The sequence below is a fragment of the Arthrobacter sp. PL16 genome, from assembly GCF_035985055.1.
In the GTDB taxonomy this organism is placed as follows: domain Bacteria; phylum Actinomycetota; class Actinomycetes; order Actinomycetales; family Micrococcaceae; genus Arthrobacter_D; species Arthrobacter_D cheniae.
On sequence record NZ_JAXCIC010000001.1, the window covers coordinates 229072 to 255650 of the forward strand.

The 26579-nt window shown below is 67.4% G+C and carries 20 protein-coding genes; 11 read left to right on the forward strand and 9 right to left on the reverse strand.

Features of this window, described 5'->3' with window-relative positions; all coding sequences use genetic code 11:
* Positions 1-113: 113 nt before the first annotated feature.
* The 5 genes from RCH21_RS01065 to RCH21_RS01085 form a co-directional block, all read right to left on the reverse strand.
* Positions 114-1406, reverse strand: a complete 1293-nt coding sequence (locus tag RCH21_RS01065) for a DUF58 domain-containing protein (protein ID WP_326962852.1) — start codon at positions 1404-1406, stop codon at positions 114-116.
* A gap of 61 nt (positions 1407-1467) precedes the next feature.
* Entirely contained in the window at positions 1468-2547 is a 1080-nt protein-coding gene (locus RCH21_RS01070) for an AAA family ATPase (protein WP_326962853.1), read from the reverse strand.
* Positions 2544-3881, reverse strand: coding sequence for a DUF4350 domain-containing protein (locus RCH21_RS01075; protein WP_326962854.1), 1338 nt, complete (start codon positions 3879-3881; stop codon positions 2544-2546). The genes RCH21_RS01070 and RCH21_RS01075 overlap by 4 nt, the downstream gene beginning before the upstream one ends.
* A 71-nt stretch (positions 3882-3952) precedes the next feature.
* On the reverse strand, positions 3953-4621 hold the full coding sequence (locus tag RCH21_RS01080) for a DUF4129 domain-containing protein (protein ID WP_326962855.1): 669 nt from the start codon (positions 4619-4621) through the stop codon (positions 3953-3955).
* A gap of 43 nt (positions 4622-4664) precedes the next feature.
* Complete coding sequence (locus tag RCH21_RS01085; protein WP_326962856.1) at positions 4665-6131, reverse strand: hypothetical protein; 1467 nt, start codon at positions 6129-6131, stop codon at positions 4665-4667.
* Between the two features lie 200 nt (positions 6132-6331).
* On the opposite strand from RCH21_RS01085, the gene mtrA reads away from it, so the two are divergent.
* The 3 genes from mtrA to RCH21_RS01100 all read left to right on the forward strand — a co-directional run bounded on the left by mtrA (position 6332) and on the right by RCH21_RS01100 (position 10686).
* Positions 6332-7009, forward strand: a complete 678-nt coding sequence (gene mtrA, locus RCH21_RS01090; protein WP_120149338.1) for an MtrAB system response regulator MtrA — start codon at positions 6332-6334, stop codon at positions 7007-7009.
* Between the two features lie 97 nt (positions 7010-7106).
* Complete coding sequence (gene mtrB / locus RCH21_RS01095; RefSeq protein ID WP_326962857.1) at positions 7107-8933, forward strand: MtrAB system histidine kinase MtrB; 1827 nt, start codon at positions 7107-7109, stop codon at positions 8931-8933.
* Positions 8923-10686 carry an LpqB family beta-propeller domain-containing protein gene (locus tag RCH21_RS01100; RefSeq protein ID WP_326962858.1) on the forward strand — a complete coding sequence of 588 codons (1764 nt, stop codon included), beginning with the start codon at positions 8923-8925 and terminating at the stop codon, positions 10684-10686. Before mtrB ends, RCH21_RS01100 begins: the two co-directional genes overlap by 11 nt.
* Before the next feature lie 271 nt (positions 10687-10957).
* Here the strand turns inward: RCH21_RS01100 and RCH21_RS01105 are convergent, their stop codons facing one another.
* Positions 10958-11134: a hypothetical protein gene (locus RCH21_RS01105; RefSeq protein WP_326962859.1), complete on the reverse strand. Its 177-nt coding sequence runs from the start codon at positions 11132-11134 to the stop codon at positions 10958-10960.
* Positions 11135-11170: 36 nt separating this feature from the next.
* Here RCH21_RS01105 and RCH21_RS01110 point away from each other — a divergent pair, with 36 nt between their 5' ends.
* The 4 genes from RCH21_RS01110 to secA all read left to right on the forward strand — a co-directional run bounded on the left by RCH21_RS01110 (position 11171) and on the right by secA (position 16920).
* Positions 11171-11920, forward strand: a complete 750-nt coding sequence (locus tag RCH21_RS01110; protein WP_326962860.1) for a ComF family protein — start codon at positions 11171-11173, stop codon at positions 11918-11920.
* 105 nt (positions 11921-12025) lie between these two features.
* On the forward strand, positions 12026-12760 hold the full coding sequence (hpf, locus tag RCH21_RS01115) for a ribosome hibernation-promoting factor, HPF/YfiA family (RefSeq protein WP_120149533.1): 735 nt from the start codon (positions 12026-12028) through the stop codon (positions 12758-12760).
* A gap of 86 nt (positions 12761-12846) precedes the next feature.
* Positions 12847-14094, forward strand: a complete 1248-nt coding sequence (locus tag RCH21_RS01120; RefSeq protein WP_326962861.1) for a winged helix-turn-helix domain-containing protein — start codon at positions 12847-12849, stop codon at positions 14092-14094.
* 123 nt (positions 14095-14217) lie between these two features.
* A complete protein-coding gene (gene secA, locus RCH21_RS01125) occupies positions 14218-16920 on the forward strand; it encodes a preprotein translocase subunit SecA (protein ID WP_120149335.1) in 2703 nt (900 codons plus the stop codon).
* Here the strand turns inward: secA and RCH21_RS01130 are convergent, their stop codons facing one another.
* Complete coding sequence (locus RCH21_RS01130; RefSeq protein ID WP_326962862.1) at positions 16921-17553, reverse strand: Rv3235 family protein; 633 nt, start codon at positions 17551-17553, stop codon at positions 16921-16923.
* Between the two features lie 123 nt (positions 17554-17676).
* The gene (locus RCH21_RS01135) at positions 17677-18525 is read right to left on the reverse strand and encodes a LysM peptidoglycan-binding domain-containing protein (protein WP_326962863.1); all 849 of its coding nucleotides are present in this window, start codon (positions 18523-18525) and stop codon (positions 17677-17679) included.
* A 103-nt stretch (positions 18526-18628) separates the two neighbouring features.
* Here RCH21_RS01135 and RCH21_RS01140 point away from each other — a divergent pair, with 103 nt between their 5' ends.
* Positions 18629-19189, forward strand: coding sequence for a hypothetical protein (locus RCH21_RS01140; protein WP_326962864.1), 561 nt, complete (start codon positions 18629-18631; stop codon positions 19187-19189).
* A 97-nt stretch (positions 19190-19286) separates the two neighbouring features.
* On the opposite strand, the gene RCH21_RS01145 is transcribed toward RCH21_RS01140, so the two are convergent.
* Positions 19287-19514 (reverse strand): helix-turn-helix domain-containing protein, encoded by a 228-nt coding sequence (locus tag RCH21_RS01145; RefSeq protein ID WP_120149322.1) that lies wholly within the window; start codon positions 19512-19514, stop codon positions 19287-19289.
* A 184-nt stretch (positions 19515-19698) separates the two neighbouring features.
* On the opposite strand from RCH21_RS01145, the gene RCH21_RS01150 reads away from it, so the two are divergent.
* The 3 genes from RCH21_RS01150 to RCH21_RS01160 all read left to right on the forward strand — a co-directional run bounded on the left by RCH21_RS01150 (position 19699) and on the right by RCH21_RS01160 (position 26556).
* Positions 19699-20355, forward strand: a complete 657-nt coding sequence (locus RCH21_RS01150; RefSeq protein ID WP_326962865.1) for an SAF domain-containing protein — start codon at positions 19699-19701, stop codon at positions 20353-20355.
* Complete coding sequence (locus tag RCH21_RS01155) at positions 20352-21644, forward strand: AAA family ATPase (RefSeq protein WP_326962866.1); 1293 nt, start codon at positions 20352-20354, stop codon at positions 21642-21644. Before RCH21_RS01150 ends, RCH21_RS01155 begins: the two co-directional genes overlap by 4 nt.
* An 82-nt stretch (positions 21645-21726) precedes the next feature.
* Complete coding sequence (locus RCH21_RS01160; RefSeq protein ID WP_326962867.1) at positions 21727-26556, forward strand: NAD-glutamate dehydrogenase; 4830 nt, start codon at positions 21727-21729, stop codon at positions 26554-26556.
* The last annotated feature ends 23 nt before the right edge of the window (positions 26557-26579 follow it).

Sequence of the window (26579 nt, forward strand, 5' to 3'; positions counted from 1 at the left end):
CGCCCACTTCCGTCGCTCGGACACCCAGTCAACCATGATGCACCGCGGAAACCGGCGGTGTACCCGAAGGTGCGGATCGCCGGGGATCCCCGAGCAGAGGGCGGGTGTGTCCGTCACAGGCGCCCCGCGGCCTTGAGCCTGATGTAGGCGTCGGCGAGCTGGGGCGGCAACTCCGCGGGCACCGCGTCCACGACCTCGGCGCCCAGGAGTCGGATCTGGTTCGCGACGGCGGCGCGATCCAGCAGGGCGCGTTCGGCGGCGGCCGCGCGGAAGGTGGCGGCCGCCGTCGACCTGTCGGCGCTCATCTCGTCCAGGCGCGGATCCCGGACGGAGGCGACCACGACGACGTGACGCTCGGTCAGGCCCGGCAGTGCCGGCAGCAACCCTTCTTCGACGGCGCCGGAATCGAGACTCGTCAGCAGCACCACGAGGGAGCGGTGGGCCGATGCGGCGCGGACCTGCGAGGGCAGGCGGGACCAGTCCGCCTCGATCAGTTCCGCCTCGAGCGGCGCCATGGCCGTCACGAGCGAGCTCAGCAGGTTGCCCTTGGCCGTCGAATCGACGCGGGCGCGGAGCCTGCGGTCGAAGGCCAGGAAGTGCACCTTGTCGCCGCCGCGCTCGGCGAGGACGGACAGCAGCAGTGCCGCTTCGATACCGGTGTCGAGGCGCGGCTCGTCGAGGACCCGAGCAGCCGATGTGCGGGACGTGTCCAGGACGACGACGACGCGGCGGTCGCGCTCGGGGCGCCACGTGCGCACCACGGTGTCGCGGCGCCTGGCGGTGGCGCGCCAGTCGATCGACCGGACGTCGTCGCCCCGGACGTAGTCGCGGAGGGAATCGAACTCCGTTCCGGCTCCCCTGATCTGCACGGCGGACCGACCGTCGAGTTCCCGCAGTCGGCGGAGCTTCGAGGGGAGGTGGCGTTTCGAGTTGAAGGGTGGCAGCACGCGGAGCACGCCCGGGGCCGGGACGCTGAGCTGGCGGGCGGCGATACCCAACGGGCCGGCGCTGCGGATGGTGACGGTCCCGACCCGGAGGATGCCGCGCCGTGACGGTCGGAGGAGCACGGTCATCCGTCGCGCCTCGCCCGACGGGACGACGACGGCCTGCTCGGGATCCGCCGCACCGGCCGAGGGCTGCCAGGCCTCCCGCACGGTCGCACGCAACATCCGCGAGGTGTCATTGCGCAGCACGAGTGAACTGCTGCACTGCTCACCCAGCCGCACGCTGTCCGGCAGGGTCCGTGTGATTCCGACACGTCGTGGAGAAGCGGCGAGCGCGGCATCGACACCGGCGAGTGCGGCCAGCAGGGCGGCCCACAGCAGGATCGACGTCGCGCCCGGATAGAGGACGACGGGCAGGACGCCCAACAGGGCCAGCAGGACGAAGCGGCCGGTGATGGCCAAGGGGACTCCTCTCGGATCCGGTCGCGATGCCTCGCGGAGGGATCAGGGGTGGGATTCGGTCCTACCGGGGGACGGGGGCGGTACCGAGGATGCTGACGAGGACATCATCGACGTCCACCCCGTCCATCTGCGCTTCGGGCCGTAGTGCCACCCGGTGCCGGAGCGCGGGAAGGGTGAGTGCCTTGACGTCGTCGGGTGTGACGAAGGAGCGGCCCGACAGCCACGCCCAGGCACGCGAGGTGTTCAGCAGTGCGGTGGCACCGCGGGGGGAGACCCCGAGCTGGAACGACGGCGAGGTCCGCGTGGCGCGTACGAGGTCCACGATGTACGCGAGCACTTCGGGGGCGATGGTGACACGTCCGACCGCAACGCGGGCACGGTCGATATCCTCCGCCCCGGCGACGGCGCGGATACCGGCGGCGCTAAGGTTCCGGGGATCGAAACCGACGCTGTGCCGGCGGACCACCTCGATCTCGTCGTCACGCCCGGGCAGCGGAAGGGTGAGCTTGAGGAGGAAGCGGTCGAGCTGTGCCTCGGGCAGGGGATAGGTGCCCTCGTACTCGACCGGGTTCTGCGTCGCGGCGACGATGAAGGGTGACGGGAGCCGCCTCGAGACGCCGTCGACGGAGACCTGCCGTTCCTCCATGGCCTCGAGGAGCGAGGCCTGGGTCTTGGGCGGGGTCCGGTTGATCTCGTCGGCGAGCAGGATGTTCGTGAAGACCGGCCCCTCACGGAAGGTGAACTCCGAGGTTCTGGACTCGTAGATCAGGGAGCCCGTGATGTCACCGGGCATCAAGTCCGGCGTGAACTGGACACGCTTGGTGCCGAGGTCCAGGGCGGTGGCGAGGGTGCGGACGAGCAGGGTCTTGGCGACGCCCGGAACGCCCTCGAGCAGCACGTGCCCGTCGGCGAGCAGCCCGATCAGCAGCCCCGTCACGGCCGCGTCCTGGCCGACGATGGATTTCCCTACTTCCGCGCGCACGCGCAGCAACGCGGCCCGCGCTGACCGGCTGTCATCGTCCTCCTGCCCGGGTGCATGGGGCGCCCTTTCCTCGACACGGGTGGCCTGGTGGGCTCCGCGCGGAGGCCTAGCCGTCGCCGGCTGCCCGGTATCGTCCTGCCAACCTTCGGTGTCGGTCATGGTGACGTGATCTCCTTCTCGAGGTCGAGGATTTCCTGTGCCCACAGCACAAGGTCGCGATGCGTGGTCGGGGTGTGATGCAGCAGCCGTTGTTCGAGCTCGATGCGGGGCCGGCTCGAGTGGCGTGCTGCCGCAGCCACGACGTCCAGCGAAGAGGCGGAGCGGTCCACGCGCAGGCGTCGCGCCATCCTGGCGAGGGTCGCTGCACGGAGGTTCGCGGCCGCGTGGCCGATGGACCGCGAGTCCTGGTAGAGGCGCGCCCGTCCTTCCGCCGTCTCGGCGGCGCGGACGACGACGGGAAGCGGCTCAGCCGCGAGCGGACCCAGGCGCCGTCCCCGCCAGACCATCGCCAGGAGGGCGCAGATGAGGAGCCAGACCAGCAGCGGATCCACCCACGGTGGCAGGAGGGTGCGCGGATCGATGCCCTCGCCGATCGAGGCGATGTCCGCGCCGGTCGGTTCGTACCATACGAGGGTCGGGGAGGATCCGAGCGACCGGAGAGCGAGTGCCGCGTGCCCCTCCTCGGTGATGGACCCGTTCGACAGGATGTCCGGGGCGCCGAGGACGGCCACGGAGCCGTCACTGCTCGTGACGTACAGGCCTCCTGTCGCGCCGTCATCTGCTGCGTCGGCCTCTCCTGAGCCGTTTTCCGCAGTACGGGTGTCCGCAGCACCGTCCTCTGCAGCTCCGTCCTCCGCACCTCCCTCCTCTGCAGCTCCCTCGACCTCCTGCGAGAAGCATTCGACGCTTCCCGCGTAGACCGTCCCGTCGGCTGCGAGCCGGCCAGCAGCCGTCGCGTCAGCATCGGCACACCGGGCGGTCACGGCAGGGGAATCGCCGCTCAGGGTGAAGGGAGTCGGCCCGACCACCGCGAAGACGTCGGCGAGCCGGGTCAGCTGCCGGTCATTCGGGGCAGCGAGGACGGCCCGGTCCGACTCGTCGGTCAGCTCGGCTACCTGATCCGCGCTGAGATACTGCCGGGCATCATTGAGGAACAGGGTGGCGGGCCCGTCTGCAAGGGCATCCATCGCGTCCTCGAAGGACCGGGCCCGAACCACGTCGACACCCTGGTCGGACAGGACTTCCGCAACGGCCCTTGCTCCCTGTGGGGCCGGATTGCCCGGGGACAGGGCGCCATCGTCCTCCTCGGAACCGGGCAGCAGGTTGATGATCAGGATCAGCGCGAGCACGAGGGCACCGATGAGCAGGGGAAGGGCCCGCCTCGCGCGGTCCCGGGTCGTGGCGCGTGCGCTGCTGCCGTCGCCCATGATCTCGCGGCCCTGGGTGGGCTGATCGGGAACACGCCCGGTCGTCGTCCGGGGACCGGCTTGCACCCGTGACGGTGCATCGGAGGGCGATGCGCGAGCCGGGTCCACGGGTGTTGGGCCCTGCCGCCGGTTCCGTGTCACTGCGGTGCCGCCGGCGTCGTCGTGCCCTCGGCGTGCAGGGATTGTTCGGGCCGTTCCGTCGAGAAGCGATCATCGACGGCGGCGGCGCGCCGGTACTCCTCGCCGCTGGCCTTGCCGCTTCCGTAGACGGTCTCGTTGAACAGGTCGGCGAGCCATGCGATGTCCGCCGAGAGCGGCGGGAAGACATTCGCGAGCTGGACGGCCGCCTCTGTCGCCGTCCTGCCCGGCTGTTCTGCGATCACGAGCCGCTCCTCGGCGGAACGGATGATTGCGCGCAGCACCTCGGCCACGGCGCCGTTCCAGTCCGCTGCGGATGCCAGGGCAGAGGCTCGGCTCCTGTGCCGGGCCGCGGAATAGCGGGTTCCTTCATCGAAGACAGCCGTATCCTCCTTCCGGCCACGGGCATTGAGCCTGGGCTTGATGAGCACGATCGCGACGGTGATGATCAGGGCCGCGCCGATCGCCACCACGAGGGTCCCGGGCCCCGCCCCCAGCCCGCCGATGCCGTCGAACACTCTGGCGATCCCGCGGAGGACCTCCGCCAGGATCCGTTCGAAGACGTTGGGCTGTGCCTCCGCGTAGGCGGCCTTGGCGAGTTCCTCCTCGAGGAGGCGACGGGCCTCCTCACCGTCCGGGGTGAGCGACGCAGTTGGTCCACCGATCACGGAGAACTCCGGAACGACGGCGCTGGCCCTGCGGTCATCCTCATCAGACGGGCCTTCGGGGCTGGTGCCCGAACGCGGTGGTGCCCCCGGGGAGGACATCCGTGGGACCGGACCCGGCTTGCTCGTGCTCGCGCATCAGGACGACGTCGAACCCCTCGCGACGGATCCGCAGGTCGACGTAGAGCAGCGATGTCACGCCCGCCTGGAAGGCGTAGCCGACGGCGGTGAACAGGGCAGTGATGGCCTGGGTTGCGGCGAGGGCGGGCAGCGATCCGAGTGCATCGGGGGTGGCGGAGGCGCTGGAGCTGAAACCGAAGATGAGCGATACCGCGAAGGTGAGGGGGGTGGAGATGACCGAAGCGATGATCGAGACGATGATGCTGGTCAGCACCACGATGCCGAAGGTCCGCCACCAGTTGCCGCGGGTGAGCTGCCATGACCGCGTGATCGAGCTCCACGGACCTACGCCCTCGAGCATGAGGGCAGCGGGTGCGACGACGAGCTTGACGGCGATCCACACCATCAGCACCACGGCGCCGAGCACGAGCGGGACGATCACGAAGGCTGAATACGCCTCGAGCCCGCTGATGGCCAGCGCCGAGATGCCCACCAGCAGCAGCAGCCCGACGAGGCCTGCCGCGAAGGACAGGAGGCCGAAGCCGAGCAGCGGGAGGATGCGGCCCCTCGCGAGACGCCAGGCCTGACCGAAGGACGTCTTCTGGTTGATGACGGCGCGGGCGATCGGGATGACGAGGATCCCCTGCAGGACGAGCAGCGCCACGGCGGACACCACGCCGGCGACGGTGGCGAAGACCCCGAGGCCGGCGACGGCGCCGATGATGCTGTCGGTCGAGGGATTCGCCTGCGCGAACACCTCGACCGAGGACAGGAGGTTACCGAGCAGGAGGACCGTCACCAGCGCGACGACGGCCTGCAGGAGGATGGCGGTTCCGAAGGTGGCTACGGGATTCCGGCGGCACGCCTGGAACGCCCCATCCAGGATCTCGCCGAGACCGAGCGGTCGCAGGGGGATGACGCCCGGCTTGGGTGGCGCCTGGTACTGGTTGGCGGGCGGGAATCCCCGGCCGCCGTAGGGTCCGCCACCCTGCCAGGGCGGCGGGTACTGGTTGCCCCAGCCCGGCGCGGCGGGCCGGCCGCCGGCGGATGCGGTGGGGGGAGCTGCATCGGACGGGCCCTGGTAGCCGGACGGGCCCTGGTAGCCGGACGGGCCCTGGTGGCCGGACGGGCCCTGGTGGCCGGACGGGCCCTGGTAACCGGACGGGCCCTGGTGGCCGAACTGACTCGGGCCACCGCTCAGGCCCGGGGACTGCCAGGGTGCTGCTGGGGGAGCCGCATCGCCGCTGGTCCCGCCCGACGGCTGCGACGGCTGCGACGGCGTCGGGGCCCGGCCGTCAGGTGTGTCCGATCCTGCTGTCGTTCCGTCGGGAGGCACGTCGGCGTCGTCCGGTACTGTCGCGTCGTTCGGCTGACCATTCACCTGATCACTCATAGCGTCCCTCGGTCGATGCTGCCGGGAGGCATGGAGTCAGCATCCCCTCCTGCATCATAGTGAGGACCGCCACCCACCCGGGCAGCAGCGCGCCCGGTCGCCACCCGCATCGCCCCGCTTCCAGGCCCTTCTCCTGCGATCCGGCCTCGCTGCGGTGGGGCTGGTGGGACTTTGCGTCCCCGATGGGACAGTATTGGGGTATGAAGGCTCGCATACTGGTCATCGATGACGACGAGGCCCTGTCCGAAATGATCGGCATCGTCCTCCGCAATGATGGGTTCGACCCCGTGTTCTGCGCCGACGGTGCGGCGGCGCTCGGCGTCTTCCGCTCGTCCCACCCGGATCTCGTGCTGCTGGATCTCATGCTTCCCGGCATCGACGGCATCGAGGTCTGCCGCCAGATCCGTGCCGAATCGGACCTCCCCATCGTGATGCTCACCGCGAAATCCGACACGTCCGACGTCGTCCGGGGCCTGGAATCAGGTGCCGACGACTATGTCCCCAAGCCGTTCAAGCCCGCCGAGTTGGTGGCGCGCGTGCGTGCGCGGCTCCGCCCCGCCGAGTCGAGGGCTCCGGAGACGCTGAGAATCGGTGATGTGAGTATCGACGTCGCCGGACACGAGGTGAACCGCGCGGGCACCCGGGTCTCGCTGACACCCCTCGAGTTCGATCTGCTGGTGGCACTGGCACGTAAGCCGTGGCAGGTCTTCACCCGCGAGCTCCTGCTCGAGCAGGTGTGGGGCTATCGCCACGCCGCCGACACCCGGCTCGTGAACGTTCACGTGCAACGGCTGCGCTCGAAGATCGAGCGGGACCCCGAGGCACCCGAGATCGTCCTGACGGTGCGTGGTGTCGGCTACAAGGCCGGGCAGAGCTGACGCGGGGAGCGGTGGCGCACGCGCTTCCGTTCCCGTCACCGCCGCAGTCGACGGACAAGCCGGCCCCCCGGAAGGGGCGGAATCCCGTCCCGCTGTCGTGACGGTGCCCGCAGCACGGCCGCCCGGCAGCGCCGCTACAGGAACGCGGGGACTCGTCGAAGCTGACACCGGTGACGACGGCACTCCGGGCGCGGACGGTGCCACCACGAAACAGACACTCGCGGCACGCCTCACTGCCGCCCGGTCGGGCGCGCGCAACCTGGCGGGCTCGGTCGCCCGCCGCTGGCGTCGGTCCCTCCAGTTCCGGACCGTCGTCGCGACGATGCTGCTGACCTCGGTGTCCTTCGTGGCCGTGGGCGGTTTCCTGTCCAACCAGATCACCGGCGCGCTCTACGACCAGCGCTTCGACCAGTTCAGCGCCGAGGCCACGGAGGCCCTGAACCGGGAGAAGGCCGTCTTCAGGAATTCCTCAGCGGCGGACACGGACACCACCAGCCGGCTCGTGCTGGACTCCGTCACGGGACTGGTCGGGAGTGATTCGGACGCCCCACGCCAGGCGATGCTGGTGCCGATATCCACGGCCGAGGGGTTCCTCATCTCGACGACGGTGAGCCAGGAGGGCGCAACGGCACGGATGCTGCCGCAGGACCTGCAGTCGGCCGTTGCAACCGGTGAGGACATCTACTGGGCCCCGTTCGTGATTCCGGTGACGGAGAGCGGAGCGACCGACGCGCCGGGCCTCGCCTTCGGCACGCAGGTGGCACTTCCACCTGAGCAGACGCCGTACGCGCTGTACGTCTACTACGATCTCTCGACGATGCAGTCGACCCTCGACGACATCCATCGCGTGCTGTGGCTGGCCGGCGTGGTCCTCCTCCTCGTCATCGGCGCGATCGCCTGGTACGTCACCCGTAGCGTGGTCCTGCCGGTCAGCCACGCTGCAGCCGTGTCCGAAAAACTCGCTGCCGGTGAGCTCCAGGAGCGCATGGAGGTGACAGGGGAGGATGAGGTGGCACGGCTGGGAGCCTCCTTCAACCACATGGCCGGCAGCCTCCAGGACCAGATCACCCAGCTGGCCCAGCTGTCCCAGATGCAGCAGCGCTTCGTCTCCGACGTGTCCCATGAGCTCAGGACCCCGCTGACCACCGTCAGGATGGCCGCCGAGGTGCTGCACGACGCGCGTGAGGAGTTCAACCCGGTCAACAAGCGGTCGGCGGAGATCCTCTTCGACCAGGTCGAGCGCTTTCAGGCACTCCTCGCCGATCTGCTGGAGATTTCCCGGTTCGACGCCGGCGCGGCTGTGCTCGAGGCGGAGTCCGTCGACATCGTCCAGCTCGTCCAGCACGCAATGGACGGCGCCCACCCCCTGGCCGAGCGGCTCGGATCGGACCTCGTCATCGTCTCGACGGAGACGATGTGCGTCGTCGACGCCGACGGGCGCCGGATCGACCGCATCCTCCGCAACCTGATCGTCAACGCGCTCGAGCATGGCGAGGGCAGGCCCGTGGAAATCCACATAGCCTGCAACCCGGAGGCCGTTGCCGTCGCCGTGCGGGATCATGGCATCGGCATGACGCCTCTCGAGGCCTCTCGCGCCTTCGACCGTTTCTGGCGGGCTGATCCGGCGCGGGCCCGGACCACCGGTGGCAGTGGACTGGGACTCTCGATCGCCATGGAGGACGCCCGGCTGCACAGTGCATGGCTCGAAGCCTGGGGCGATCCCGGAGCCGGCGCATGCTTCCGCTTCACGCTGCCCCGGCGCCAGGGTACCGAGCTGACGTCCTCACCCCTCGCGCTGCCGCCGTCGTCGGGGCCGCACCGTGAGGCGTCGGGCTCCCACCGTGACGCGCCGGGCGCGGAGGGTTCCACCGCTCTTTCAGGACACGACATCGGGGATGGAACGAGGCAGGGCAGTGCGAGCTGACATTCTGACAGCGGTCGAAGCCGTTCGGGTACGCGCAGCAGGCAACCGTGCGCAGGAACTCGTCGCCGCGTTGCTGGTGGTCTGCTTCCTCCTGCTCACAGGGTGCTCGGCGATCCCGACGACGGGGCCGGTGGGCGTCATCTCGGCGTCCGAGGGGGAGCCCGACGTCGTCGCCCCCGTGTTCGATCCCGAAGGGCCCGCGCCCGGAGCAACTCCGGAGCGGATCCTGCGCGACTTCATCACGGCAGGAACCGGGGCCAGCGAGGGCTACAGCGTCGCCCGGCAGTTCCTGACCCCCGAACTGCAGGAGACGTGGCAGCCCGAGGAGCGGATCGTCCTGTTCCGTTCCGATCCACGCGTGGAGAAGCGCGAGACCGAGGGTGTCTACCAGATCCAGCTGGAAACGACGGGCACCGTCGACTCCAGGGGAGTACGGACCAACAGTGCGGCCCCCTCGACGGAGACCCTCGGCGTGCGCATGGTGCAGGTCAACGGCGAGTGGCGGATCGACGAGATTCCTGACGGCATCATGATCGCGCAGAGCAGTGCCACGGACCTGCTGATCTCACACAGCCTCTACTTCTACAGCAGCAACTATCGCTACTGGGTGCCGGATGCCCGCTGGTTCGTGCGACGCACCGGCGTGACGGCGCGCATCGTCGGTACCATGCTCGCCGGTCCCGCTCCCTACCTCCAGGGTTCGGTGACCAGCGCCTTCCCCGAGGGCGTGACCCTGGCCCGGGACTCGATCCCCATCACCTCGGGCAAGGCATCGGTCGAACTCTCGCCGGAGGTCCTCGAGAACGCGACCGACCTCGGCCTGCAGCAGATGAACCAGCAGCTCCAGGTCAATCTCGTCGGCCTCAATGACGTCACATCTGTCGAGATGACCAGCGGTCAGCCCATCCAGCTCGGAGAGGAGGTGGCTGATCTCATCGTGCCCGAACTCACGCCGGATGTCGGGGGCGAGCAGGTGGCGATCGCCGAGGGCGAGCTGGTGCGCGTCCGGAACGGCGCCATCATCCCGATCGACGGCCTGCCGTCGGTGTCGGAGTTCGAGCCGAGGGCTCCCGCGACGTCCGTCTCGGGAAGCGCCTACTCCTTCGTCAGCGCTGACAGGACCGCCCTGTTCGTCACGGCACCGGGTAGCCAGGTGCGCGAGGTCGTTGGAGGTGCTGCCCTGACGCAGCCCTCGTTCGACCCCGAGAACTGGGTTTGGACGGCGCGCTCCGCCCGAGGTCGTAGCGAGATCCTCGCCCTGCCGCCGGGCGGGACGGAGGCAGACGCAGTCACCCTCGCTGCCGGGTGGCTCGGCGACCGGAGCGTCAAGGACCTGCGCATCTCCCGCGACGGGTCCCGAGCGTTGTTCGTGACGGACCGTGGAGGATCGAGCGAGATATTGCTCGCGGGAATCACGCGCTCCGCGCAGGGGGCTCCGCAGACTCTCACCACCCCCCTGTCGCTTCCTGTCACCGGACCCGCCGGTAGGCCCATCGAGACGGCCAAGTGGGCCGGCCAAAGCACGATCGTCGCCTCCTCCCTCGGCGCCGGTGAGGAAGCAACTCCTCTGATCCTTCAGCTGAGCGGCGAGCAGGAGGCAATGGCGGGGTTGGTCGGTGTCCTCGGGATCAGTGCAGGCTCGGATGCCGAGGACACGTTCTATGCCCAGGCCGGCGACACGCTCTACCGGCGAATCGGCACGAGTTGGGTGGACGAGGAACTCAAGGTCGTCGATCCGGCGTTCCCCGGCTGAAGATGTCCACATAGAGCTTCCCGCCGTCTCTGCGGCCGTGGAGGCGTGATGATCTGGGCAGATGTCCCTTCTTCCCCTTCACCTGCTGGACCAGATTGTGTTCGGTCCACCGTACCGGCGCGCGGCAGCAGCAGGCGCAGCCTTTCTATCCCTCGTGTTGCCGTCCTCGTGCGTGCTTTGTGGCAGATGGGACACCTCCCTCTGCCCGGACTGCCTCGCCGCCTTCCGGCGTGCTACCTCGCGGCCGTTCCGGGCCGAGGCTGGTGCTGAGTCACTGCCCGACGTCGAACTGCCCGACGTCGAACTGCCCGGCGTCGAACCGCTCGGTGTCGAACCGCTCGGTGTCGAACCGCCCGGAGTCCACCAGCCGACGACGACGGGCGAACATGTCGAACCCGGTTCGGCTCTCGGAACTGCCCTCCGGGCCCGGCCCAATGCCAGGCCTCACGCCCGGACGACCCCTCCTTCCTTCGGGCCGTTGCCCGTGATCGCCGCCGGACGGTACGGCCGGGCCGTCTCCGGGATCCTGCTCGCGTACAAGAATCACGGGCACGTCGACATCGGATCTCCCGTGGCGGCGGCCCTGGCCGGAGCGTTGCACCACGGGATCGCCGATCTCGCGGGCACTCAGGCATCGGCGGAACACCCCGTCCTGCTGGTCCCTGTTCCCGGCCGTTCCTCCTCCAGGCGCCGCCGTGGGTACGACCCCCTGATGCTGCTTCTGTCACGGCTCGATCGGGCAGATTCTCTGCCCGCAGGTACGGTGCTGGTCCCTGCCGTCCAGCAGGTTCCGGCCAGGACGAGGCTCGGGACCGCACTCGCCCGGACGAGTGTGCGGGCCGCAGTCCGAGGGGGCATGGCCACGGCCCTTGCGGGCTGGAACGGCGGGCAGAAGGGCCTCGGCAGACGACGACGGCGGACGAACGTCCTGTTCTCGATGACCGCCCTCGAGCGCGGCCGGAAGGGCCTCGTTGGGCGCTCGTGCGTGATCGTCGACGACGTCCTGACCACGGGCGCGACCATCAACGAGGTGTACCGCGTCCTCCATTCCAGCGGTGCCAGCGTACTGGGGGCCGTCGTCGTGGCGGCCACCTCCCCTCCTGCCGGAGGCGGCCGCAGTGCCCTACCCGCACGGAGTCCCGGCTCCTTCTCCGCGGCGCCGGAAGCACCAGGCAGGTCCATCGAACTACCCGAAGTTTTGGAGCATGGAGGGGTGAATAAAACCTACCTGTGAACTACCGTGAAGTATGGGTACCACAGTGACGACACGTACCCGTCGGCGGCGGCTCTGCTCTACGCCTCGGCCGCCGTTGTGTCACTTAGCGATGTGGAGGGCACCATGGATTTTGTGATCAATGGCCGGAACCTGGCGGTATCAGACCGGTTCCGTGAGTACGCTACCGAGAAGATCGACAAGATAGAGCAGCTCGGTGACAAGGTACAGCGCATCGACGCGAAAATCACCAAGGAACCCAGTGCACGCTCGGCGGACACCTCGCTCACGGTCGAGCTCACAGTGATGTGCAGGGGACCGGTTGTTCGGGCAGAGGCATCGGCGGCCGACAAGTTCGCGGCCTTCGACCTCGCCTACGGGAAGCTACTCGAGCGGCTGCGCCGTGCACGCGATCGCCGCAAGGTCCACCACGGCAGGCACACTCCGCTCGCCGTCCGCGTCGCGACAGCCGACCTCGAGCCGGCCGATACCGCTCAACCCATCTACCTCGAGACGCCGGCCATCGAACCGACGTCCCACGAGCCGAAGGCGGGCCCGGAGGACGTCGACCCGTACTCCTCCCCGGACGACGTGCCTGCCGGTGATTCGCCGGTCCTGATTCGCCGCAAGGTATTCTCCGGTGAACCGATGACCCTGGACGACGCCGTCGACAACATGGAGCTCGTCGGCCACGACTTCTACCTCTTCGTGGATTCAGCCACCGGAGCACCGTCCGTGGTCTACCGCAGGCAGGCATGGAACTACGGCGTCATCACTCTCGACGCGAAGTGCGCGGAGGGCACCGAGGAACCCCACGAGGAACTGCTGGCCTACCGGGCCAAGGAAGCAGCCACAGCCTAGACCCTCCACCGCGCCAGGCACGGACGTACCCGTGCACCCGATCCATCAACAGGAACTGCCTCCGCGTACTGCGCGGAGGCAGTTCCATGCAGGAGACCGCTCAGCACATCATGCAGAACCTCACCACCGCTCAGGCCCGGCGCGTCGTCCTCGCTGCCCAGGGGCTACATCGTCCGCGGCTGGACGCGCCGACGTCGCGCCGCGCCGTCCGCGCCGCGGTTCAACGACTGCAGGTACTCCAGATCGATTCGGTGAACGTCCTGGTCCGGTCGCACTACCTTCCCCTGTTCTCGCGACTGGGGTCCTACGAGCGGAGCCAGTTCGACGCGATGTCCTCCGCAGCTCCCCGCTCGCTCGTCGAGTACTGGGCACACGAGGCGAGCCTCGTCGCTCCGGAGTTGTTCCCCTACCTCCGGGTGTGGCAGCGGCGCACCTGGATGGGATCTGGGAGTGTACCGGTGGCGCAGAGAGAGGTGCTCGAATCGGCCATTCTCGACCTCCTCGACCGCGGCGCCCCACTGACGGCGTCCGGTGTCCAGCGCCTGCTGGGCGGAGACGCAGCGCGCCCCGCCGACGGGTGGGGCTGGCGGTGGACGGCGGCCAAGCGTGTGCTCGAAGACCTCTTCGCCCGGGGGGAGGTCGGGTCCTCGGGTCGGACAGCACAGTTCGAACGCCTCTACGCGCCGATCGCGGACGTGCTTCCTGATCCAGTGCTCGCGACGCAGGCGGTGGGGAAGGTGGAAGCCCTCGCCGTGCTGGCCGAGCGCGCCGCCGGTGCGCTCGGCGTAGCCTCCGCTCGTTCCGTCGCCGACTACTTCCGTACGCCCGTGCAGGAGACGCGGACGGCGCTGGAGACACTCGTCAGGGCGGGGTCCGTGCAGCACGTCACCATCGATGGTGGCGCTGAACCGTGGTACCTGCACCCGGCTGCTGCGGTTCCGAGGAAGGCTCTCGGGAGGGCACTTCTCAGTCCCTTCGATTCCCTCGTGTTCGAGCGCGACAGGCTGCACCGGCTTTTCGGCTTCCACTACCGCATCGAGATCTACACGCCGTCGGAGCGTCGGATCCACGGGTACTACGTACTGCCCTTCCTCCTGCGTGATTCCATCGCGGCGCGTGTCGACCTCAAGGCGGACCGCGCGAGCGGCAGGCTGCTCGTGCGGGCCAGCCACGCAGAGGAGGACGCTGTCCCGGACACCGCTCAGGAGCTTGCGGCAGAGCTGCGCCTGCTTGCCCGCTGGCTGGGCCTGGACGAGGTCGTCGTGGAGGACCGCGGGAACCTCGCGTCCGCGCTCGGCACGCAGGTCGGCATGCAGGTCGGCACGCTACCCTGAGCGGACACGCAGTCACGGGGCCGCCGCATCATGCCGCAGGGGAACCATATCGGGGGACGGAACGTCTCTCCCGTAGACTAGAGACGCCATCTTTGGGCAGCATCAGATTGGGAGCAAATACCAGTGCCATCACTGCTTGAACGAGTACTCCGCACCGGCGACAAGAAGACACTGAAGCGACTCCGGAACTACGCTGACGCGATCAACGTCCTCGAAGACGAATTCCGCGAGATGTCCGACGCAGAGCTGCGTGGGGAGACCGAGCGGCTGAAGAAGCGTCTTGCCGACGGAGCTACTCTCGACGATCTCCTGCCAGAGGCCTTCGCAGCCGTGCGCGAGGCGTCCAGCCGCACCCTCGGACTACGCCACTTCGATGTCCAGCTGATGGGCGGAGCGGCCCTCCACCTCGGTAACATCGCCGAGATGAAGACCGGCGAGGGGAAAACCCTCGTGGCGACCGCACCCGCCTACCTGAACGCCCTCAGTGGTAACGGGGTGCACGTGGTCACGGTCAATGACTACCTGGCCGAATACCAGTCGGACCTGATGGGACGCGTGTACCGCTTCCTCGGCCTGACGAGCGGCTGCATCCTGTCGAAGCAGGATCCCGCGACACGTCGCGAACAGTACGCCGCGGACATCACCTACGGCACCAACAACGAGTTCGGCTTCGACTACCTCCGCGACAACATGGCGTGGAGCGCAGCCGAGCTCGTGCAGCGCGGCCACAACTTCGCCATCGTCGACGAGGTCGATTCGATCCTCATCGACGAAGCCCGCACCCCGCTCATCATCAGCGGCCAGGCGTCCGGCGACGTCAACCGCTGGTACAACGAATTCGCAAAGGTCGTCCAGAAGCTGACCGTCGAGGCCGACTACGAAGTGGACGAGAAGAAGCGTACGGTGGGCGTGCTCGAGGACGGGATCGAGAAGGTCGAGGACTACCTGGGCATCTCTAACCTGTACGAGTCCGCCAACACGCCCCTGATCGGGTTCCTGAACAACGCCATCAAGGCGAAGGAGCTGTTCAAGCGGGACAAGGACTATGTCGTCCTCAATGGTGAGGTCATGATCGTCGACGAGCACACCGGCCGGATCCTCGCGGGCCGACGCTACAACGAGGGCATGCACCAGGCCATCGAGGCGAAGGAGGGCGTGGACATCAAGGCCGAGAACCAGACCCTGGCCACCGTCACGCTGCAGAACTACTTCCGGCTGTACGAGAAGCTGTCGGGCATGACAGGCACCGCCGAGACCGAGGCCGCCGAGTTCATGTCCACCTACAAGCTCGGTGTCGTGCCCATCCCGACCAACAGGGAGATGGCCCGCACCGATCTCTCGGACCTCATCTACAAGAACGAGGTCGCCAAGTTCGACGCCGTCGTGAAGGACATCGTCGAGCGCCATGAGACCGGCCAGCCCGTCCTCGTCGGCACCACGAGCGTAGAGAAGAGCGAGTACCTGTCGAAGCAGCTTGCGAAGGCCGGGGTGCGCCATGAGGTGCTGAACGCGAAGAACCACGCGCGGGAAGCGGCGATCATCGCGCAGGCCGGCCGCAAGGGCGCCGTCACCGTCGCTACGAACATGGCTGGACGAGGCACCGACATTATGCTGGGCGGCAACGCCGAGTTCAACGCCGTCGCGGCCCTCGAGAAGCTGGGGCTCGACCCGGCGGACAACGCGGAGGAGTACGAGGGCAAGTGGCCGGATGCCTTCGAAGCCGCGAAGGAAGCGGTCCGCACCGAGCAGGAGGAGGTCCGCGACCTCGGCGGCCTGTACGTGCTCGGCACCGAGCGCCATGAGTCCCGGCGTATCGATAACCAGCTGCGCGGCCGTTCCGGTCGCCAGGGAGATCCCGGACGATCGCGCTTCTACCTGTCGCTGACGGATGACCTCATGCGCCTGTTCAATTCCGGCGGAGCCGAACGCATCATGAACAGCGCCACCATGCCCGATGACGTCGCTCTCGAATCGAAGCTGGTGTCGAAGGCGATCGAGAGCGCCCAGGGCCAGGTCGAAGGCCGCAACGCCGAGCAGCGCAAGAACGTTCTCAAGTACGACGACGTCCTCAACCGCCAGCGTGAAGCCATCTACGGTGACCGCCGACGGATCCTCGAGGGCGGCGACCTCAAGGAAAAGGTGCAGTTCTTCCTCGAGGATGTCATCACCGCGATGGTCGACGAGGCTACCGAACAGGGTCATGGCGATGACTGGGACTACGAACTCCTGTGGACGAACCTCAAGACGCTGTATCCGATCACCCTGACGGCGGACGAGGTCATCGAGGAGGCAGGCGGCACGTCGAAGCTCACCCGGGACTTCCTGCACGACGAGATCCTCTCGGACGCCAAGCTGGCCTACCAGGCGCGTGAGGAGGCCCTCGGTGAGCAGACCATGCGTGAGTTGGAGCGCCGCGTGGTCCTCTCGGTCATCGGACGCAAGTGGCAGGAGCACCTCTACGAGATGGATTACCTGAAGGAGGGCATCGGTCTCCGCGCCATGGCCCAGAGGGATCCGCTCGTCGAGTACCAGCGGGAGGGCTTCATCCTCTTCCAGGCGATGATGGAGTCGATCCGCGAGGAGAGTATCGGTTACCTGTTCAACCTGGATGTCGAGGTGTCCGCACCTGCACAGACGGGGCTGCCGGGTGTGAAGGACGGACGGGGAATCGTCCAGACACCGACCATCAAGGCTGCTGGACTCGATGCGCCCGCGAAGCCCGCCACGCTCAGCTTCACGGCTCCGAACGCCCAGGGCGACGCCGAGATGCATGTCGAGCGCGAAAAGGCGCAGGCCGCGCCCGGTAAAAAGGCTAAGAAGAAGTAGTCAGCCGATCTCGAGGGCGGTCACCCGCCACACTCCGCGCCGTTGCTCGATTCGAAGAGCGACGGCGCGGACTCGTCTCTGGTCGAATGCGACGACGGACGCCTCAAAGACACCCGGGCTGATCGGACACACCCGGGCCGAGCGCACCACGACCTGACGTAGAGCACTCACCCGCGGTGGCTGCCCCGTGGTGGGGGTGCTGGCGATACACCGTGCGAGGTTGGTGCGGAGTTGCAGGCGTTCATAGTTCTCGGGGTCGAGCCAGCGTGCCATCTGCTGCAGGGGACGCGCGCCGCCCAGGACCTCCAGAGCGCCCTGGGCCACCGACCGCGCGATACCGGAAATACGCAGGGTGGTGTCCGCGTCGGATCCTTCCGCCACGCTGAATTGCTTGACCGGCAGATCCGGATTGCACAGCGGTCCTGTCAGCAGTGGATCCGTCTGCTGCGGTATCGATGCAGGAGGACGTCCCGGGGCCGCCTCCGGTTCCGCCGCCGGTCTCAAGGGAATCACGGTCGCTCCGCCGGACCTCGCAGACCGGACTGGTGCGGACACCAGGGGTCGCGGCGCTCCGCTGGCCTCGGCGAGCTGGCGGGCGGCGGTTATCTGTCGGAGTTGGGTTACGGCTGACATGCGATTCCCTTTCCATGGGCGGTGAATCGGCGAGCGAAACTTCCTGCCCATAGAAGGGCGCGTCGGAAGGACAGAGGTCGAAGACAGGGCCGCGGCCTTGGTGGCGCCGGAGCTACCGATGGGTCAGGTCTGTGGAACTTTCAGGACCTGACCCGGGAGGAGGAGTGACGGGTCGTCGCCGATGGTGGCCATGTTCGTGTCGTACCAGGCGGGCCAGGCTCCCGCTATATCAGTCGCCGTCGCCAGAGGTCCCAGCCGATCACCGGCGATCGACCAGAGCGAGTCGCCTGGTGCTACGACCACTTCACCATCGGCGATGATGGTGCGGGTCGGTGAACGGAGCAACGCACCACCGTGAGCGGGCATCGGAGCCGGCTGCCAGGTAGGCGAGACCGGCGATACCTGCTCCTCCCGGGGATCGTCGCGCTCGGTCACCCCGTTGTCCTTCGAGGCGCCCGGGGAGTCGCCGGTAGGCATGGCCGCGGAGACCGCAAGCGGGGACCAGTACGGAGCCTTCGAAAAGGACGCCGCTTCGGTGTGGGCGGAGACGGACGAGTAGGACTGCTCGGTAGTGCAGATCGCGGTGGCCCCGTCGGATACGACTGCCACACACACCGCGTCGGGTCCGCCGGATGCTGCCTGGGCTACCGATGGCACCACGATGAGGTTGAGGCCGAGGAAGGCGGCGGCGAGGCGGCGCATCAAAGCTGGGGTACACCGCTGGGCACGACGAGCCGCAGTCGAAGGTCCGCGTCTCAGCACCACTTCTGCGACGACAGCAATGAATAGCGTCAGCACCCACCATCCGACGAGGGTGAGTCCGAGAGCGGACATCCCGAGTCCGAGGACGCCTTCAAGGGAACCTGCTCCCGTCCCACGATGGAGGGCTTGTCCGGCGCGTGCCATAACTGTCGCGCATCCCAGGATCACCCCGGCCAGCAGCACATCGGCAGTTTTCAGCTTCGCTTCCATTCGAACAGTTTGAGCCTATTTGATGCAGTTTGTCTACGCAGGATCGTTTGAAGCTTTTTTGGTCTTGATTGACGAGGTGGAATTTCAGTCCTAGGTTGGAACGATGCGCTGGGATGCCCTCTTCAATGACCTCGAGTCGCAACTTCACTCCGCGACCACTGCTCAGCAGGAGAGTGAGATCCGGGACCGGACGCGCTCCGAGCAGGCCCGGCTTACCCTCGTGCAGCGACTGGTAGGGCAGGTCGGCCGGCCGCTGGGGTTGACGACGCACGGGGGGAGGACCATTACGGGAAACCTGACGAATGTCGGGTCCGAGTGGCTCGCGGTGGTTGTCGACGACCGCTCGGTCATCGTGCCGCTTTCCTCGCTACTGGTCCTTCGAGGTCCGAGTCGGAATGTGGGCCAGCCTCTGGCCGGAGTCGCGGCAAGGCTGGGTCTGGGATCAGTCCTGCGCGTGCTATCGAGGGACAGGGCGAATGTGTCGCTCTGGTTGGCAATGGCGCCTTCGCCTCATGCGGGCTTCATCGAGAGGGTGGGCGCAGACTTCTTCGAGCTCGGGCTGGTCGCTCCCGGTGATAGCCGGCAGCCGTCGTCGAAGCGCGATGTCTTGACGGTGCCCTTCGATTCCATCGATTCGATCGACTCTGCGCGGTTCGCGGACTAGAAGGAGGGCGTGTTCACGGGTCCATCACGAATGGGCGCTCGCGGGACAAGCGTCCGCGGAGTCGGCTGACGCCCGAGGGTCAGGAGTCAGGTGCTGGTCAGGTAAGACTCGAGCTCCCGGTTTCTGCCTTGAGCGCCGACGCAGTCTTCTCGTATGCCTTGGCGATGTACTCCTCGAGCACTCGCGTCTCTACCCGCCACTGGCCCCGGCCTCCCACCTGGATGGCTGGGAGCTCGCCGGACCGGACGAGCGCATATGTCTGCGACGAGCTGATGTTGAGCACCTCGCCGACATCCGCGAGGGTGAGGAAACGCCGTTCGGCCATGGGTGCGCCTTTCCTGTCATGTCCGGTACGGATCCATTCTGTCACCGCAAGTGCTCCTTGATGGAGTTATCCACAGTTTGAGGCAATTTGTGGCTCTTCGGTTCCCTTCGCGCTCCCGTTGCACGAGACTGGCTGTCGGACGTGCGATCCGATCCGGACCGCGCCGTGTGCATGGGGGACGACAATGAGCATCGCCACGCGCGCGGCGCAATCGCCGACCGAGGCACTGCGGCTGAAGAAGCCCTCATGGAAGGACCCGCGCCTTCTCACCGGCTTGTTGCTGGTCCTCGCATCGACGGCCGGTGTCATCGCGCTCCTGCAGAGCCAGAACACGACCACACCGGTATATTCGGCCCGGGAGAACCTCGCCGTCGGATCCACATTGACGGCCGAAGACCTCGTCGCCATACCCGTGAGGCTCGGCGATGCTGCGGATTCATACCTGCTGGTCGCCGACGGAATACCCGAGGGTGCTGTCGCGACCAGACTCGTCACCCGCGGTGAACTGGTGCCCGCTGCGGCCGTCGGTGCTGCCGATGAGCTGGACCGGAAGCCTGTCGGGCTGACGGTCGAGGACCCCCTGCCCACTGGTACGGCAGCAGGGGACCGCGTGGATGTCTGGGTCTCGCTGCGCACCGACACGAACACCTACGAGGAGCCGCAACTGCTTCTTGAGGCAGCCGAGGTGGCCGAACTGACGGTGGGGGAGTCCGCCCTCGGCGCGAACTCATCCACCCTTGTCCAGGTGCTCGTCGACGACGCCGCGATGCCCGAACTTCTCAACGCCCTCTCCAATGACGCGCGGATCGCCGTGGTCCTGAATCCTGGCGCCGGTTCGTGAGTATTCCCGTCATCACGTTGGGAGCGATGGCAAGCGCCTACGTCCCGGGCCTCGAGCAGCTGCGCGGGCCGGTCACGGTGGTGCGCCGCTGCGAGGAGCTTTCCGAACTCATCGCTGCGTGCCAGACGGGGCTGGCGAGGGCTGCCATCATCGCCCCCGGCGCGGCGGAGCTGACGGCGTCCCTCGTCGACCGGCTTCGCTTCGCCGGCGTGGTGGTCGTCGCCCTCTTCGACGGGTTGCCGGACTCGCGGACAGCCGAAGTCGACGGCGTCGACTACGTGGAAGCGTCGATCGAGCCTGCCGCGCTCGCCGACGCGGTGACCCGGGCCGTCGAGCGGTTCGAGACGGCGTCCTCCAGCCTGCGGACCTCGCTCGCCTACGCTGATCCCCTCGACGTGCCGTCCAATGTTGCACCACCGCCCGCTGAGTCCGTCGATGCTCCCGGGCACGGGCGCGTCATCACGGTCTGGGGCCCGACCGGTGCGCCGGGCCGCACCACCGTGGCCATCAACATGGCGGCGGAGCTTGCTGCGCACGGTGTGTCCGTCCTTCTCGTCGACGCTGACACCTACGGTGCGAGCATCGGGGCGTCGCTCGGGCTTCTTGATGAATCGGCAGGCGTGGCCCAGGCCTGCCGGATCGCCGACCAGGGTGGCTTCAGCGGCGCGGCCCTCGGCCGGATTGCGGTGGAAGTGGCCATCAAGGGGGGCCGGCTCCGTGTATTGACGGGTATCACCAGGCCGGACCGCTGGCCCGAGCTACGTCCTCCCGCCCTGGGTCACGTCCTCGAGACGGGCCGGTCGCTTGCCGACGTGACCATCGTCGACTGCGGCTTCTGCCTCGAGGCGGATGAGGAATTGAGCTTCGACACCCTGGCTCCTCGGCGGAACGGCGCGACACTGCGCTGCCTCGAAGCTGCCGACGCGGTGGTAGCCGTCGGCGCGGCGGATGCGATCGGCGTTCCGCGCCTGGTGAAGGCGCTCGCGGAGCTCGCCGAGGCCGTCCCGACGGCGGCACCTCGCGTCGTGTTCAACAAGGTGCGGTCGGCAGCGGTCGGGCGAGCTCCCGAGACCCAGTTGAGGGAGGCCTGGGAGCGCTTCGGACCGCCCGCCCGCATTTCCGCCTTCCTTCCCGCAGACCCTTCTGCCGTGGATCAGGCCCTGCTTGCCGGGACCGCCCTGCTCGAGACCTCGCCGGAGTCTCCACTGCGGATCGCCATCGCGCAGCTCGCCGATGTTCCGGTCGTCGTCGGCAGGCGCCGCGGAGCCCGACAACGCCGTGCGACATGAACTTTCCGGACAACACCGATAGGCTTCCTCGGTAAGAGGTCGCAATGGAGCGGCCTTTCATTTCGTTACGGAGGCCCTTCCCATGTCGTCTGGATCCAGGACAACGGATCAGTCAAGCTCGGACACGTCAGGGGAGGATTTCGTAGGGCACTACTTCGAGCACCTCGCACGCGAGGATGCCGTCGGATATTCCGCGAGCGACCTTCACCAGCGGGCTCTCGCCCATCGTGACCTCGCCCAGGCCCGCGAACCCGGTACCGCTGCTATCGGCGTGATGGATCAGGGGATGTCGAGCATCGTGATGATCGTCACCGACGACATGCCCTTCCTGGTGGACTCGGTCACCGCGGAGCTCGTCCGGCAGAACGCCGCGATCCATCTCGTCGTCCATCCGACCTTCCTTGCGGTGCGCGAGGACGAGTCGCATGCTCTGGCCACGCTGACGCGTGTTCCGTCGACGGCGGGCGCGTCCAGCGGAGACACCGCTGCGCTACCGAACGTCGGCGAGCTGGTGGGCCTCGCGGGAAGAACCGCCCACATCGAGTCCTGGATGTCGGTCGAGGTCACGCGGCTCCCGGACGTCGCGGCCAAGGAATCGATCATCGACGGCCTTCACCGCGTCCTGGGAGACGTCCGGGCGGCCGTCGAGGACTGGCCGGCGATGCGGAACACCGTCCGCTCGATCGCAGCATCCCTCGATTCCATCGCCGATGCCGCCGAGATACCGGACGTGCGACAGGCACAGGAACTCCTCCAATGGCTCGAGAACGGCAACTTCACCTTCCTCGGCTACAAGGAATACGACCTCGTAACGGACGAGGAGGGTGCCGATGCACTTCGTGTGCGCGAGGGCAGCGGCTTGGGACTGCTCCGCCACGGGAGTGCAGGGGGTCACCTGCAGCAGCTCACGGCGGCCGGGCGCGCGAAAGCGCGGGAGCGTCGCGCCCTCGTGATCACCAAAGCGAACTCGCGGTCGACGGTGCATCGCGCTGCGTACCTCGACTACATCGGCATCAAGAGCTTCGACGCCCAAGGGAACGTCAGCGGTGAGCGACGCTTCATCGGCCTGTTCGCGACCAGCGCCTACACGGGCTCGGTGCGCAACGTGCCGCTGGTGCGGGACAAGGTGGCAGAGGTGCTCCGCCGCTGTGGCTTCCCGTCCGATTCCCACTCCGGCAAGGACCTGCTGTCCATCCTCGAGACGTACCCGCGCGACGAGTTGTTCCAGATCGACGTCGCCGGTCTGGTCACCACCGCGCTCGGAATCCTTCGCTTGCAGGAACGACGCCGCACCCGGCTGTTCCTGCGCCCCGACGTGTACGGGCGCTTCATGTCGGCCCTCGTCTACCTTCCACGCGACCGCTACACCACCAGTGTGCGGTTGCGTATCGAGGACGAGTTGCGGACCACGCTCGACGCCGACTCCATCGACTTCGAGGCCCGGATGAGCGAGTCCGCCCTGGCGCGCCTGTTCTTCCGCATCCGGCTGCAGCGCGGGGCTGAAATTCCCGAGATCGACGCCGGCCAGTTGGAGGAGCGGCTCGTCCGTGCTGCCCGTTCGTGGTCGGAGGGGATCGTCGAGGTCGCCCAGGAGCGGTTCGACCAGGACTCGGCGCAGCGCCTCGCGACGTCGTGGGCGGAGTCCTTCCCTCCCGGTTACCGCGTGGATTACGAGGTGGAGGATGCTCTCAAGGACATCTCACGGTTCGAGGAACTCGCCGCATCAGGTGGCGGGGTCCCTCAGCTGCACGTCTACGTTTCGAGGAGACAGGACGCCGAGGACGCGCGCCTCAAGCTGTACCTCATGGAGGCGAAGAGCCTCACGCAGATCCTTCCGTACTTCCACAACCTCGGGCTTGAAGTGCTGGACGAACGCCCGTTCGAGATCACCCGTTCGGACGGTCGATCGTTCTTCCTCTACGACCTGGGACTGAAGTACCCCAGCAGCATCTCGGCGCTCGGCACGGCCGCCCTGCTGCAGGATGCCTTCCAAGCGGCAGTCTCGGGGAACAGCGAATCGGACGCCTTCGATCGCCTCGTGCTGAGTGAGGAGCTGGGTTGGCGCCAGGTGGTGATCCTGAGGGCCTACGCCAAGTACATGAGGCAGATGGGCAACACGAACTCCTACGGATTCGTGGCCGACACCCTGCTGCGCAACGCCGGGGTGACGCGCGCCCTCGTGGCCCTCTTCACTGCTCGCTTCGATCCTAACCTCGAGGGTGACCGGGACGTCGCCTCGGGTGCCGCGCGTACAGCACTGGATGAAGGACTCGAGGGGGTTCCGACGCTCGACGCCGATCGTGTCCTGCGCACCTTCGCCAACCTCATCGAGGCGACGCTCCGGACGAACTACTTCCAGGACAAGCGCCACGTCAGCTTCAAGTTCGACACCGCCAGGATCGACGGCGCGCCCTACCCGAGGCCGAAGTTCGAGATCTGGGTGTACTCGCCGCAGGTCGAAGGTGTCCACCTCCGCTTCGGCAAGGTGGCCCGTGGTGGACTCCGCTGGTCCGACCGACGAGAGGATTTCCGCACCGAGGTGCTCGGGCTCGTCAAGGCGCAGACCGTGAAGAACGCGGTCATCGTGCCGACCGGCGCCAAGGGCGGGTTCTTCGCGAAGCAGCTACCGGATCCCTCCGTCAACCGGCAGGCGTGGCTGGCGGAGGGCCAGGCCAGCTACCGGACCTTCATCCGTGGACTACTCGACATCACGGACAACGTGATCACGAACGGTGTCACCGAGACAGTGCTGGCACCCGCCCGGGTGGTGCGGCACGACGACGACGACACGTATCTCGTGGTCGCCGCGGACAAGGGGACGGCGTCGTTCTCCGACATCGCCAACGAACTGTCGGCGGAATACAATTTCTGGCTCGGTGACGCCTTCGCTTCAGGAGGTTCCGTCGGCTATGACCACAAGGCCATGGGCATCACGGCCCGCGGTGCCTGGGAGTCGGTGAAGCGGCACTTCAGTGAACTCGACGTCGATACGCAGACCACGGACTTCACCGTTGTCGGTGTCGGTGACATGAGCGGCGATGTCTTCGGCAACGGCATGCTCCTCTCCGAGCACATCCGCCTGCTCGCCGCCTTCGACCACCGCCATATCTTCCTCGACCCGAACCCTGACGCGGCACGGTCCTTCGTGGAGCGGCGGCGGCTCTTCGACCTCCCTCGTTCGAGCTGGGAGGACTACGACAGCACGCTCATCAGCCAGGGTGGCGGTGTGTACCCGCGGCAGGCCAAGTCCATTCCCCTCTCGCCGGAAGTGCGTCGGTCGCTGGGTCTCGATGATGGCATCACCAGGCTGAGCCCTCCCGAACTGCTGCGGGCCATCCTGCGGGCGCCCGCAGACCTCCTGTACAACGGTGGCATCGGAACCTACGTCAAGGCCACCGACGAGACGAATGCCGATGTCGGCGATCGGGCGAATGATGCGATCCGCGTGAACGGCAGCGAACTGCGAGCGCGTGTCGTCGGTGAGGGCGGCAACCTGGGGATGACGCAGCGCGGTCGTATCGAGGCCGCCCTGTCCGGTGTCATCCTGAATACCGATGCGATCGACAACAGTGCAGGCGTCGACTGCTCCGACCACGAAGTGAACATCAAGATCTTCGTCGACCGGATGGTGCGCGCCGGTCGCCTGCAGCCCGAGGAACGAGCCGCATTCCTGCACTCGATGACGGACGAGGTCGCGCGCCTCGTACTGCAGGACAACATCGACCAGAACGTCCTTCTCCTCAACGACCGTCAGCGCGTCATCGAGTGGAGCCCGAGCTACGAGCGCATGATGGACTGGCTCGAGAAGAAGGTCGACCTGGACCGGGACCTGGAAGCCCTGCCGACGACGGCCGTACTTCACAAGCGGATCGAGGCCGGCAAGGGCCTCACCTCTCCCGAGCTGTCGGTGTTGGCCGCCTACGCGAAGATCGAACTGACCAGGGTGCTGTCCGCGAGCAACCTCGCTGATGACCCTTATTTCAGTGGGACGTTGCGGCGGTACTTCCCGCGCCAGCTGGTGGAGCGGTTCGATGACCTGCTCGATACCCATCCGCTCCGGCGGGAAATCATTTCTACAGTCATTGCCAACGACATCATCAACCTCGGTGGCATCACGTTCGTTTTCCGCGTCATGGAGGAGACATCGGTGCCGGAGCCGGTGATCGCTCGTGCCTTCGTCGCGCTGAGGGAGATCTATTCCTTCGATGAGACCGTCGATGCGCTCGCGGCACTGCCGGCAGATTTCCCGACGGATCACTGGACCACCGTGCACCTCGACCTGCGCCGACTCCTGGATCGTGCCGTGCGCTGGTTCGTCAACCATGTGGAGCAGGGAACGCCGGTGAAGGAGGATATCGACGCCTTCAAACCGCTGGTCACCCCGTTCCGCTCCCGCCTCTCGGAATTCCTGCGGGGCTGTGACCTCGAGAGGGCACGCGTCGGCGTAGCAACCGCAACGACGTGGCACCTGCCGAAGGAACTCGGCCGTCACTGGGCCGAGCAGTTCGAGTCCTTCGCGTTGCTGGACATCGCCTACAGCACCCGGCGGGTGCAGGAGCCGGTCGAGAATATCGCCAAGGTGTACTACGCGGTCTACGACAGGTTCGAGGTCGACAACCTGCTGGAGCGGATCACCAAGCTGCCGCGAACGGACCGGTGGCAGGCCCTGGCCCGAGCAGCGCTGCGCGATGACCTGTATTCGACCGTCGCAGATATCACTGTCGCTGTCATGCGTGCGTCACAGGACATGCAGGACCACGATGCGGGGCAGCGCCTGCAGGCATGGCAGGAACAGAACGCGGACCAGCTCCAGCGGGCGAGCAATATGTTCGCCGAGGTGAATCTGCTCGAGCAGGACGACATCTCGTCGCTGTCCGTGGCGCTACGCCTGCTGCGTTCCATCGTCCGGTAGTCCCTCGCTTCCGGTGTCACTCC

Coding starts and splice junctions, on each gene's coding strand:
- RCH21_RS01145 (WP_120149322.1), bottom strand. CDS start 19,514: ATGGCCGAACGGCGTTTCCTCACCCTCGCGGATGTCGGCGAGGTGCTC.
- RCH21_RS01140 (WP_326962864.1), top strand. CDS start 18,629: ATGCGCTGGGATGCCCTCTTCAATGACCTCGAGTCGCAACTTCACTCC.
- RCH21_RS01085 (WP_326962856.1), bottom strand. CDS start 6,131: ATGAGTGATCAGGTGAATGGTCAGCCGAACGACGCGACAGTACCGGAC.
- RCH21_RS01120 (WP_326962861.1), top strand. CDS start 12,847: ATGCAGGAGACCGCTCAGCACATCATGCAGAACCTCACCACCGCTCAG.
- RCH21_RS01130 (WP_326962862.1), bottom strand. CDS start 17,553: ATGTCAGCCGTAACCCAACTCCGACAGATAACCGCCGCCCGCCAGCTC.
- RCH21_RS01070 (WP_326962853.1), bottom strand. CDS start 2,547: ATGACCGACACCGAAGGTTGGCAGGACGATACCGGGCAGCCGGCGACG.
- RCH21_RS01160 (WP_326962867.1), top strand. CDS start 21,727: ATGTCGTCTGGATCCAGGACAACGGATCAGTCAAGCTCGGACACGTCA.
- RCH21_RS01135 (WP_326962863.1), bottom strand. CDS start 18,525: ATGGAAGCGAAGCTGAAAACTGCCGATGTGCTGCTGGCCGGGGTGATC.
- mtrA (WP_120149338.1), top strand. CDS start 6,332: ATGAAGGCTCGCATACTGGTCATCGATGACGACGAGGCCCTGTCCGAA.
- RCH21_RS01150 (WP_326962865.1), top strand. CDS start 19,699: ATGAGCATCGCCACGCGCGCGGCGCAATCGCCGACCGAGGCACTGCGG.
- hpf (WP_120149533.1), top strand. CDS start 12,026: ATGGATTTTGTGATCAATGGCCGGAACCTGGCGGTATCAGACCGGTTC.